The 8,335-nt window shown below is 67.4% G+C and carries 15 protein-coding genes; all 15 read left to right on the forward strand.

Features of this window, described 5'->3' with window-relative positions; genetic code table 11:
- The first annotated feature begins 4 nt into the window (after positions 1-4).
- Positions 5-748, forward strand: a complete 744-nt coding sequence (locus tag K7854_RS33180; RefSeq protein WP_226030271.1) for a hypothetical protein — start codon at positions 5-7, stop codon at positions 746-748.
- Positions 749-1,768: 1,020 nt separating this feature from the next.
- On the forward strand, positions 1,769-2,077 hold the full coding sequence (gene rpsJ / locus K7854_RS33185) for a 30S ribosomal protein S10 (RefSeq protein ID WP_003948644.1): 309 nt from the start codon (positions 1,769-1,771) through the stop codon (positions 2,075-2,077).
- Positions 2,078-2,094: 17 nt separating this feature from the next.
- Entirely contained in the window at positions 2,095-2,739 is a 645-nt protein-coding gene (rplC, locus tag K7854_RS33190; protein ID WP_102929061.1) for a 50S ribosomal protein L3, read from the forward strand.
- Between the two features lie 8 nt (positions 2,740-2,747).
- Positions 2,748-3,407, forward strand: a complete 660-nt coding sequence (gene rplD, locus K7854_RS33195; RefSeq protein WP_226030272.1) for a 50S ribosomal protein L4 — start codon at positions 2,748-2,750, stop codon at positions 3,405-3,407.
- Positions 3,407-3,826, forward strand: a complete 420-nt coding sequence (gene rplW, locus K7854_RS33200) for a 50S ribosomal protein L23 (protein WP_007443985.1) — start codon at positions 3,407-3,409, stop codon at positions 3,824-3,826. Before rplD ends, rplW begins: the two co-directional genes overlap by 1 nt.
- A 40-nt stretch (positions 3,827-3,866) precedes the next feature.
- Positions 3,867-4,703, forward strand: a complete 837-nt coding sequence (gene rplB / locus K7854_RS33205) for a 50S ribosomal protein L2 (protein ID WP_030400225.1) — start codon at positions 3,867-3,869, stop codon at positions 4,701-4,703.
- Positions 4,704-4,715: 12 nt separating this feature from the next.
- On the forward strand, positions 4,716-4,997 hold the full coding sequence (rpsS, locus tag K7854_RS33210; protein ID WP_010036728.1) for a 30S ribosomal protein S19: 282 nt from the start codon (positions 4,716-4,718) through the stop codon (positions 4,995-4,997).
- Positions 4,998-5,039: 42 nt separating this feature from the next.
- On the forward strand, positions 5,040-5,387 hold the full coding sequence (gene rplV, locus K7854_RS33215; RefSeq protein WP_019329637.1) for a 50S ribosomal protein L22: 348 nt from the start codon (positions 5,040-5,042) through the stop codon (positions 5,385-5,387).
- Positions 5,387-6,217, forward strand: coding sequence for a 30S ribosomal protein S3 (gene rpsC, locus K7854_RS33220; RefSeq protein ID WP_226030273.1), 831 nt, complete (start codon positions 5,387-5,389; stop codon positions 6,215-6,217). The genes rplV and rpsC overlap by 1 nt, the downstream gene beginning before the upstream one ends.
- Positions 6,218-6,222: 5 nt before the next feature.
- On the forward strand, positions 6,223-6,642 hold the full coding sequence (gene rplP, locus K7854_RS33225) for a 50S ribosomal protein L16 (protein ID WP_003974260.1): 420 nt from the start codon (positions 6,223-6,225) through the stop codon (positions 6,640-6,642).
- On the forward strand, positions 6,642-6,866 hold the full coding sequence (gene rpmC / locus K7854_RS33230; protein ID WP_007494763.1) for a 50S ribosomal protein L29: 225 nt from the start codon (positions 6,642-6,644) through the stop codon (positions 6,864-6,866). The genes rplP and rpmC overlap by 1 nt, the downstream gene beginning before the upstream one ends.
- Entirely contained in the window at positions 6,866-7,153 is a 288-nt protein-coding gene (gene rpsQ / locus K7854_RS33235; RefSeq protein ID WP_019329634.1) for a 30S ribosomal protein S17, read from the forward strand. Before rpmC ends, rpsQ begins: the two co-directional genes overlap by 1 nt.
- Before the next feature lie 107 nt (positions 7,154-7,260).
- Positions 7,261-7,629, forward strand: coding sequence for a 50S ribosomal protein L14 (gene rplN, locus K7854_RS33240; protein ID WP_003974257.1), 369 nt, complete (start codon positions 7,261-7,263; stop codon positions 7,627-7,629).
- Between the two features lie 2 nt (positions 7,630-7,631).
- Positions 7,632-7,955, forward strand: coding sequence for a 50S ribosomal protein L24 (rplX, locus tag K7854_RS33245; protein ID WP_003992365.1), 324 nt, complete (start codon positions 7,632-7,634; stop codon positions 7,953-7,955).
- The coding region (rplE, locus tag K7854_RS33250) for a 50S ribosomal protein L5 (protein ID WP_226030274.1) at positions 7,955-8,335 on the forward strand (381 nt) is incomplete at its 3' end. The genes rplX and rplE, both read left to right, overlap by 1 nt.

The raw sequence follows: 8,335 nt of genomic DNA on the forward strand, positions 1-8,335 counted from the left end.
AAACATGGACGTTCGCGCCGTAGTGACGGCATTCTCCGGGGCGGCCCCGCTGCCGGGACTGCCCGACGCCTGGCACTGGTCGCCGGCGCCGGGTATCGACTTCGCGGGCGCGCTGTCTGCCGACGGCAAGCGCCTTCTCCAGTTGAGCGGCCGGGACTCCTATGACGAGGACCTGGCGGTCGCCACCCTCCGGTTCGCGCGGAAACACGAAGACGAGATGGTCGCCCGAAACTCCTTTCTCGGCGCTCTCGAGGGCTTCGAGCCGCCCACAGGGCGCCGCTTCGATGCCGTCGTGGCCGTCGCGCCCCAGGTGCACCGCTTCTACCGTGCGGAGAAGCCGGAGCTGACGGAACACGTACGGCTGACGTATCCCGCCTACGCCTGCGAGTTCTCCGGAGAGGAAAGCGTGGACGAGGCGGTCACGCGCTACCGCATGCTCGGGTTGACGGACCTGGACCGGGCACCGGTGCCGTTCCTGAGAATGCGGTTCGCCAACACGCGTACCCGTGGCCGGAGCACCAACAAAGGACGTGGCCTCACCGACCCGCAGCGCCTGCTCGGCGAATTGCGAGCCATCGAGGGCGGAGCCGGCAGCTTCGTCGAGTTCGAGAATCGCCACGGCACGGTGTGGCGCGTCGAGTGGCACGGCGCCTGGTATCTGGCGGACTGGACCACGCAGAACGGCGCACCACGCGAGATCGGCATCGAGGAGCTGATCCAGTTCGCCGTGGCACGACTGCACGAGTGAGGGGTGATTAGGGGGCGCTCGGGCGGCACCTCTTCGAAGGAGTGTGTTTCAGGCTGCTGCGTGAGGCTGCGACGCGAGCAGTTCTTCGGAGAGACGGAGGGTGTTGTGACCGCACGCGACGACCTCGTGCGCATCGTGCCGCCCCGCCGGACGTGGACGTCCGCGTCGACTGGCCCCGGGTCGAGCAAGACCTCGGCGTTTGGCTCCCGGGCGACTACAAATGGCTGGTCGAGCAGTACGGACCTGGGTCTTTCGACGGTTTCCTGCATGTCTTCCAGCCCGTCGTGCCGGTAGCCACGGTCCGTCTGGTGGATCGCGCCGAGCGAGCCGCCGAAATCCTGGACCAGCTCCGAGAGGGTGAGGAGTCGATCCCCTGGGTAACTCGCCCGGAGGACGCGCCGCACTCATGGACCATCACGGCCAATGGCGCGCGCAACACCAAGTGGCCCCGACACCGCGGTCACAGGTGAGGCACGTCACCTCGGCATAGCTTGCGGCGCTGTCGCGGCGCCCGGCCCCCGCATCTCCAGCGAGTGCTCCCCACAATGCGGAGGACACCGCCTGTGAGGGAACGGGCCGGTCGGCGCTTCTGGTTCACGGCCCGGCACGTCCCGGGTTTGATCTCCGTCACCCCCGGGGTATTCTCTCCGGCCCGATTGGCCACCCCCGCGCCCCGTATGGCAGACTAGCGGGGTTGCTCGGTCGAGTGCCGATGCTGCGCGCCTCCCGCCGGGGGGACCGGAAGCGAGTCCCACAGTACTCGTCGTCCCTGCTCAGGGGCGGACGTACGGGAATCTTCCGGGAAGCGTCAGCGGGGTGCCGGCCAGGCACCCGGTGGGCCTCTCGCCCCCGGTCCGCGGTTCCGGAAGGGCCCGCACTCCCATTGCAGGGAAGTCCCGAAAAGGGACATCCATGTCAGCGGGAGCGCGACACGCCCGACCGCGTGGGTCGGAGGGGGAGCGGAATGGACAAGGACCACCGGGTCCAGAGCGTTACGAGAGACAGGACTACTGAGTAGCCATGGCGGGACAGAAGATCCGCATCCGGCTCAAGGCCTACGACCACGAGGTCATCGACTCCTCGGCGAAGAAGATCGTCGAGACGGTGACCCGCACTGGTGCGTCGGTCGCGGGCCCGGTGCCGCTGCCCACTGAGAAGAACGTGTACTGCGTCATCAAGTCGCCGCACAAGTACAAGGACTCGCGCGAGCACTTCGAGATGCGCACGCACAAGCGCCTGATCGACATCCTCGACCCGACCCCCAAGACCGTTGACTCTCTGATGCGACTCGACCTCCCGGCCGGTGTCGACATCGAGATCAAGCTCTGAGGCCGGTGATCTGAGAGATGACCAAGCAGATCAAGGGCATCCTGGGCGAGAAGCTCGGCATGACGCAGGTGTGGGACGAGAACAACCGCGTTGTTCCGGTCACCGTTGTCAAGGCCGGCCCCAACGTCGTCACCCAGGTCCGCACGAACGACGTCGACGGCTACGAGTCCGTCCAGATCGCGTTCGGCGAGATCGACCCGCGCAAGGTGAACAAGCCCCTCAAGGGCCACTTCGCCAAGGCCGACGTCACCCCCCGCCGCCACCTCGTCGAGATCCGCACGGCCGACGCCGCCGAGTACACCCTCGGTCAGGAAGTCACCGCCGAGGTCTTCGAGGCCGGCATCAAGGTCGACGTGACCGGCAAGAGCAAGGGCAAGGGCTTCGCCGGTGTCATGAAGCGTCACAACTTCAAGGGCCTCGGCGCCGGACACGGCACCCAGCGCAAGCACCGCTCGCCCGGTTCCATCGGTGGCTGCGCCACCCCGGGCCGCGTGTTCAAGGGCCTCCGCATGGCCGGCCGCATGGGCAACGAGCGGGTCACCACCCAGAACCTGACCGTCCACGCCGTTGACGCGGAGAAGGGTCTGCTGCTCATCAAGGGCGCGGTTCCCGGTCCGAACGGCGGCCTCGTCCTGGTCCGCACCGCGGCCAAGGGGGCCTGAGGTAACCGATGAGCACTGTTGACATCCTTTCGCCGGCCGGCGAGAAGACCGGAAGCGTCGAGCTGCCCGAGGGCATCTTCGGCGTGGAGAAGGTCAGCATTCCGCTGATCCACCAGGTCGTCGTCGCCCAGCTGGCCGCTGCCCGCCAGGGCACGCACAAGACCAAGACCCGCGGCGAGGTCCGTGGTGGCGGCAAGAAGCCGTACCGCCAGAAGGGCACCGGCCGCGCCCGTCAGGGTTCGACCCGTGCGCCGCAGTTCGCCGGCGGTGGCGTCGTCCACGGCCCCGTGCCGCGTGACTACTCGCAGCGGACCCCGAAGAAGATGAAGGCCGCGGCCCTGCGCCACGCCCTCACCGACCGGGCCCGCCACAACCGCATCCACGTCGTCTCCGGCGTCATCGAGGGCGAGACCCCGTCCACGAAGGCCGCCCGGACCCTGTTCGGCAAGATCAGCGAGCGCAAGAACCTGCTCCTGGTCGCCGACCGCAGCGACGAGGCCGCGTGGCTGTCCGCCCGCAACCTGCCCCAGATCCACATCCTGGAGCCGGGCCAGCTGAACACGTACGACGTTCTCGTCTCGGACGACGTGGTCTTCACCCAGGCCGCTTTCGAGTCCTTCGTGTCTGGCCCCGACAAGGCCGTTGACACCGAAGGGAGCGAAGCCTGATGGCTACGCGTCACCCGAGCATCGCCTCCAAGGCGGCCAAGGCCGCCAAGGCCGCGCGCGTCGCCAAGGCGCGCCGCCACGAGGCCGAGGGCAAGAACACCGTCGTCACCCCGGCCAGCAAGGCGTTCACGGACCCCCGTGACGTGCTGCTGAAGCCGGTCGTGTCCGAGAAGAGCTACGCGCTCCTCGACGAGAACAAGTACACGTTCATCGTCGCGCCGGGCTCCAACAAGACCCAGATCAAGGAGGCCGTCCAGGCGGTCTTCTCGGTCAAGGTCACCGGGGTCAACACGATCAACCGCCAGGGCAAGCGGAAGCGGACCCGCACGGGCTTCGGCAAGCGTGCCGACAGCAAGCGCGCGATCGTGACCCTCGCCGAGGGCGACCGTATCGACATCTTCGGCGGTCCGACCTCCTGACGGAGGTCCGGATCGTCCGGAATCGGACGAGGACTGAGAAATGGGAATCCGCAAGTACAAGCCGACGACGCCGGGCCGCCGTGGCTCCTCCGTCGCCGACTTCGTCGAGGTCACGCGGTCCACGCCGGAGAAGTCGCTGGTCCGCCCGCTGCACAGCAAGGGCGGCCGTAACAACGCCGGTCGTGTGACCGTTCGCCACCAGGGTGGCGGACACAAGCGCGCCTACCGCGTCATCGACTTCCGTCGGCACGACAAGGACGGCGTGCCGGCGAAGGTCGCGCACATCGAGTACGACCCCAACCGCACCGCGCGCATCGCGCTGCTGCACTACGCCGACGGCGAGAAGCGCTACATCCTCGCCCCGCGCAACCTGCAGCAGGGCGACCGCGTCGAGAACGGTCCCGGGGCCGACATCAAGCCGGGCAACAACCTGGCGCTCCGCAACATCCCGGTCGGTACCACGATCCACGCGATCGAGCTCCGTCCCGGTGGCGGCGCCAAGTTCGCCCGCTCCGCCGGTGCCTCCGTGCAGCTGCTCGCGAAGGAGGGCTCGATGGCCCACCTGCGCATGCCGTCCGGAGAGATCCGCCTGGTCGACCAGCGCTGCCGCGCCACGGTCGGCGAGGTCGGCAACGCCGAGCAGAGCAACATCAACTGGGGCAAGGCGGGCCGCAAGCGGTGGCTGGGCGTTCGCCCGACCGTCCGTGGTGTGGTCATGAACCCGGTGGACCACCCGCACGGTGGTGGTGAGGGCCGGACCTCCGGTGGTCGTCACCCCGTGTCCCCGTGGGGCAAGAAGGAAGGCCGTACTCGTTCGCCCAAGAAGGCGTCGAACAAGTACATCGTCCGCCGCCGCAAGACGAACAAGAAGCGCTAAGGACGGGTTGAGATGCCTCGTAGCTTGAAGAAGGGGCCCTTCGTCGACGACCACCTGATCAAGAAGGTGGACGCCCAGAACGAAGCGGGCACCAAGAACGTCATCAAGACCTGGTCCCGTCGCTCGATGATCGTCCCGGCGATGCTCGGCCACACGATCGCGGTGCACAACGGCAAGACCCACATCCCGGTGTTTGTCACCGAGTCCATGGTCGGCCACAAGCTCGGCGAGTTCTCGCCGACGCGCACCTTCCGGGGTCACGTCAAGGACGACCGGAAGTCGAAGCGCCGCTAACAGCGGGGTGGAATGACCATGACAAACACTGAAGGGACAACCATGGAAGCCAGGGCCCAGGCGCGGTACATCCGCGTCACGCCCATGAAGGCCCGCCGCGTGGTGGACCTCATCCGTGGCATGGACGCCACGGAGGCTCAGGCGGTCCTGCGTTTCGCCCCGCAGGCCGCGAGCGTGCCGGTCGGCAAGGTGCTGGACAGCGCCATCGCCAACGCCGCGCACAACTACGACCACACCGACGCCGACAGCCTCTACATCTCCGAGGCGTACGTCGACGAGGGCCCGACCCTGAAGCGGTTCCGGCCGCGCGCCCAGGGCCGTGCCTACCGGATCCGCAAGCGGACCAGCCACATCACCGTGGTCGTCAGCAGCAAGGAAGGAACCCGGTAATGGGCCAGAAGGTAAACCCGCACGGGTTCCGGCTCGGTGTCACGACCGACTTCAAGTCGCGTTGGTACGCCGACAAGCTGTACAAGGACTACGTCAAGGAAGACGTCGCCATCCGTCGGATGCTGACGTCCGGCATGGAGCGCGCCGGCATCTCCAAGGTCGAGATCGAGCGCACCCGTGACCGCGTCCGCGTGGACATCCACACGGCTCGTCCGGGCATCGTCATCGGCCGCCGCGGTGCGGAGGCCGACAAGATCCGCGGTCAGCTCGAGAAGCTCACCGGCAAGCAGGTCCAGCTGAACATCCTCGAGGTCAAGAGCCCCGAGACCGATGCCCAGCTGGTTGCCCAGGCCGTCGCCGAGCAGCTCTCCTCCCGCGTCTCCTTCCGTCGCGCCATGCGCAAGAGCATGCAGGGCACGATGAAGGCCGGCGCCAAGGGCATCAAGATCCAGTGCGGTGGCCGCCTCGGCGGCGCCGAGATGTCCCGCTCGGAGTTCTACCGCGAGGGCCGCGTGCCCCTGCACACGCTCCGCGCGAACGTGGACTACGGCTTCTTCGAGGCCAAGACGACCTTCGGCCGCATCGGCGTGAAGGTCTGGATCTACAAGGGCGACGTCAAGAACATCGCCGAGGTCCGCGCCGAGAACGCCGCCGCCCGCGCCGGCAACCGTCCGGCCCGTGGCGGCAGCGACCGCCCGGCCCGCGGTGGCCGCGGTGGCGAGCGTCGTGGGCGCAAGCCGCAGCAGCAGCAGGCTCCGGCCGCCGAGGCTCCCAAGGCCGACGCGTCCGCCGCTGCCGCTCCGGCTGAGAGCACCGGAACGGAGGCCTGACCGTCATGCTGATCCCCCGTAGGGTCAAGCACCGCAAGCAGCACCACCCCAAGCGCCGTGGTATGGCCAAGGGCGGTACGCAGGTTGCGTTCGGCGAGTACGGCATCCAGGCCCTCACGCCGGCGTACGTGACCAACCGTCAGATCGAGGCCGCGCGTATCGCGATGACCCGCCACATCAAGCGTGGCGGCAAGGTCTGGATCAACATCTACCCGGACCGCCCGCTCACGAAGAAGCCGGCCGAGACCCGCATGGGTTCCGGTAAGGGTTCTCCGGAGTGGTGGATCGCGAACGTGCACCCGGGCCGGGTCATGTTCGAGCTGTCCTACCCCAACGAGAAGATCGCCCGTGAGGCGCTGACCCGTGCGGCCCACAAGCTGCCGATGAAGTGCCGGATCGTCAAGCGCGAGGCAGGTGAAGCGTGATGTCGGCCGGTACCAAGGCGTCCGAGCTGCGCGAGCTGGGCAACGAGGAGCTTCTGGCGAAGCTCCGCGAGGCCAAGGAAGAGCTGTTCAACCTCCGCTTCCAGGCGGCCACGGGTCAGCTCGAGAACCACGGCCGTCTCAAGGCGGTCCGCAAGGACATCGCCCGGATCTACACCCTCATGCGTGAGCGTGAGCTCGGCATCGAGACGGTGGAGAACGCCTGATGAGCGAGAGCAACGTGACTGAAGAGACGAAGGCCGCCCGCGGCTTCCGCAAGACCCGCGAGGGTCTGGTCGTCAGCGACAAGATGGACAAGACCGTCGTCGTCGCCGTCGAGGACCGCGTCAAGCACGCCCTGTACGGCAAGGTCATCCGCCGTACCGAGAAGCTGAAGGCGCACGACGAGCAGAACGCCGCGGGCGTCGGCGACCGCGTCCTCCTCATGGAGACCCGGCCGCTGTCCGCCACGAAGCGCTGGCGCGTCGTCGAGATCCTCGAGAAGGCCAAGTAAAAGATCTCCTGCGGGGCATTCCTCGCAGGACAGTTCCGCCAGGCTCCGGGAGCCGTTCACCCAGGTGACCGGCTCCCGGGGAACCGGCAGACATTCAGGAGATAGACGTGATCCAGCAGGAGTCGCGACTGCGCGTCGCCGACAACACGGGTGCGAAGGAAATCCTCACCATCCGTGTGCTCGGTGGCTCCGGTCGCCGCTACGCGGGTATCGGTGACGTCATCGTCGCCACCGTCAAGGACGCGATCCCCGGTGGCAACGTGAAGAAGGGTGACGTCGTCAAGGCGGTCATCGTTCGCACCGTCAAGGAGCGCCGCCGTCCGGACGGCTCGTACATCCGCTTCGACGAGAACGCCGCCGTCATTCTGAAGAACGACGGCGACCCTCGCGGCACCCGTATCTTCGGCCCGGTCGGCCGTGAGCTGCGCGAGAAGAAGTTCATGAAGATCATCTCCCTCGCGCCGGAGGTGCTGTGAGCATGAAGATCAAGAAGGGCGACCTGGTCCAGGTCATCACCGGCAAGGACAAGGGCAAGCAGGGCAAGGTCATCGCGGCCTTCCCCCGCGAGGACCGTGTCCTGGTCGAGGGTGTCAACCGGGTCAAGAAGCACACCAAGGCCGGTCCGACCGCTCGCGGTTCGCAGGCCGGCGGCATCGTGACCACCGAGGCCCCGATCCACGTCTCCAACGTCCAGCTGGTCGTGGAGAAGGACGGCAACAAGGTCGTCACGCGCGTCGGTTACCGCTTCGACGACGAGGGCAACAAGATCCGCGTTGCCAAGCGGACGGGTGAGGACATCTGATGGCTACCACCACCACTCCGCGTCTGAAGACGAAGTACCGCGAGGAGATCGCGGGCAAGCTGCGTGAGGAGTTCTCCTACGAGAACGTCATGCAGATCCCCGGCCTCGTGAAGATCGTGGTCAACATGGGTGTCGGCGACGCCGCCCGTGACTCGAAGCTGATCGAGGGCGCGATCCGCGACCTGACCACCATCACCGGTCAGAAGCCGGCCGTCACCAAGGCCCGCAAGTCCATCGCGCAGTTCAAGCTGCGTGAGGGTCAGCCGATCGGTGCCCACGTCACGCTCCGTGGCGACCGCATGTGGGAGTTCCTGGACCGCACCCTGTCGCTGGCGCTGCCGCGCATCCGCGACTTCCGCGGCCTGTCCCCCAAGCAGTTC

This window comes from Streptomyces hyderabadensis (genome assembly GCF_020404845.1).
GTDB lineage: Bacteria > Actinomycetota > Actinomycetes > Streptomycetales > Streptomycetaceae > Streptomyces > Streptomyces hyderabadensis.

Bases quoted from the DNA above. Each gene is read 5' to 3' on its own strand.
- rplV (WP_019329637.1), top strand. From the start codon at position 5,040: ATGGAAGCCAGGGCCCAGGCGCGGTACATCCGCGTCACGCCCATGAAG.
- rplB (WP_030400225.1), top strand. From the start codon at position 3,867: ATGGGAATCCGCAAGTACAAGCCGACGACGCCGGGCCGCCGTGGCTCC.
- rpsC (WP_226030273.1), top strand. From the start codon at position 5,387: ATGGGCCAGAAGGTAAACCCGCACGGGTTCCGGCTCGGTGTCACGACC.
- rplW (WP_007443985.1), top strand. From the start codon at position 3,407: ATGGCTACGCGTCACCCGAGCATCGCCTCCAAGGCGGCCAAGGCCGCC.
- rplC (WP_102929061.1), top strand. From the start codon at position 2,095: ATGACCAAGCAGATCAAGGGCATCCTGGGCGAGAAGCTCGGCATGACG.
- rpmC (WP_007494763.1), top strand. From the start codon at position 6,642: ATGTCGGCCGGTACCAAGGCGTCCGAGCTGCGCGAGCTGGGCAACGAG.
- rpsJ (WP_003948644.1), top strand. From the start codon at position 1,769: ATGGCGGGACAGAAGATCCGCATCCGGCTCAAGGCCTACGACCACGAG.
- rpsS (WP_010036728.1), top strand. From the start codon at position 4,716: ATGCCTCGTAGCTTGAAGAAGGGGCCCTTCGTCGACGACCACCTGATC.
- rplP (WP_003974260.1), top strand. From the start codon at position 6,223: ATGCTGATCCCCCGTAGGGTCAAGCACCGCAAGCAGCACCACCCCAAG.
- rplD (WP_226030272.1), top strand. From the start codon at position 2,748: ATGAGCACTGTTGACATCCTTTCGCCGGCCGGCGAGAAGACCGGAAGC.
- rplX (WP_003992365.1), top strand. From the start codon at position 7,632: ATGAAGATCAAGAAGGGCGACCTGGTCCAGGTCATCACCGGCAAGGAC.
- rpsQ (WP_019329634.1), top strand. From the start codon at position 6,866: ATGAGCGAGAGCAACGTGACTGAAGAGACGAAGGCCGCCCGCGGCTTC.
- K7854_RS33180 (WP_226030271.1), top strand. From the start codon at position 5: ATGGACGTTCGCGCCGTAGTGACGGCATTCTCCGGGGCGGCCCCGCTG.